Source organism: Pedococcus sp. P2_D7, assembly GCF_056404295.1.
Map to the genome: position 1 here is coordinate 1 of NZ_JBFUEH010000014.1, position 1,369 is coordinate 1,369.

A 1,369-nucleotide genomic window follows, 5' to 3' on the forward strand; every position below is an offset into this window, starting at 1 on the left:
CTTGTGTTACTTCGGCTGATCCCGGTCATCCGGGCTTCGGCTGTTGGGTAACACTGTTTCGGTTGATGGGTGACACCTACTTCGGTTGATGGGTGTCACTCGATCTGACCCTACGTTGCCCGCCCGGGACTTGGGCGCGTTTGACTCTGACCTCCCCGGCGCTTCGGCGCTGTTCGGTGCGCAGCAGGTAGTCGCCGTCGTAGAACTGCAGCACCTGGCCGGTGACCCAGACATCGATGTTGCGGCCGGCGGCCGCGACGCCGAGGCAGACCTGCTGCCAGTTCACGCACACCATGCCGACGGCCGATGCGCGGCGGGCCACCCAGTAGCCGTCGATCCGGTCCTCCGCCGGCCGCCCCGACCGTGAGGTCGTCCGCAGCGACGTCACCGGCGCTGGTGCGGTGGTCAGGAATCGTGCCGCAGGGGTGGCCATGTCCAGGGCCTGGTGCGGACGCCGGGTGTTGTACTCCTCGACCCAGTCGTCCAGCTCGGCCTGCGCGGTGGCCAGGTCGGGAAACACCCGGTCGGTGCGGAACTCGGTGCGCAGCGCCCGGTGGAAGCGCTCGATCTTGCCGGTGGTTGTCGGTGAGCGGGGCTGGGTCAGCAGGTGGGTGATCCCGTTCTCCCGACAGATCCGGTCGAACAACACCTCGACCGGTGGGGCGTTGAACCGGCCGGTGAACACCTTGCCGTTGTCGGTCAGGATCTGCTCGGGCACGCCGTAGGCACGCAACGCCGCGGCCAATCCCTCGCACACCCGTTGGGAGTTCTCTCGCAGCATCAGGTGGGCGCTGATGCAGAACCTGGAGTGGTCGTCGACCCCGGTCAGCGCCTTCGCGCGATGACCGTCGGCGAGCACGAACCCGCCCACCACATCCATTTGCCACAGCTCCATCGGAGCGCCGCGCTCCCAGCGCTTCCACTTGCGGTCCCGCCGTCGTCGGACAGCAACGTCGATCAGGTTCAACCGGACCAGCGCCCGGTACACCGCCGACTCGCTAGGCACCGGATCCAGCCCGCTCCGGGCCAGCTCGAAGACGAGCCGCCGCGGCCCCCAAGAGGGATGTGCCTGCCGCAGCCCGGCAATGGCCGCCTCGACCGCGGGACCCATTTGATGCGGACACGACCGTGGCCGATGAGACCGGTCACCCAGGTTCTCCAGCCCGCCACCCTCGTACCGCGACAGCCACTCATGAAGGGTCTTGCGTGCAACCCCGAACCGGGCCGCCACTTCGGTGACGGTCGCGCCCTCACCGATCACCGCCAACACCGCCTGATACCGCTGCTCAGCCACACTCATCTCCCGCATCTCGAGAGTGTCACCGATCAACCGGAGTAGAACTGTCACCCATCAACCGAGGGACTTCAG

The 1,369-nt window shown here is 67.3% G+C and carries 1 protein-coding gene; it reads right to left on the reverse strand.

What is annotated here, in order from left to right; all coding sequences use genetic code 11:
• Positions 1–76: 76 nt before the first annotated feature.
• Positions 77–1,309 (reverse strand): IS481 family transposase, encoded by a 1,233-nt coding sequence (locus AC1DWJ_RS19135; protein WP_477621695.1) that lies wholly within the window; start codon positions 1,307–1,309, stop codon positions 77–79.
• Positions 1,310–1,369: the final 60 nt, after the last annotated feature.

Excerpts from the sequence above, each read along its gene's own strand:
- AC1DWJ_RS19135 (WP_477621695.1), bottom strand. The coding sequence starts at position 1,309 with ATGCGGGAGATGAGTGTGGCTGAGCAGCGGTATCAGGCGGTGTTGGCG.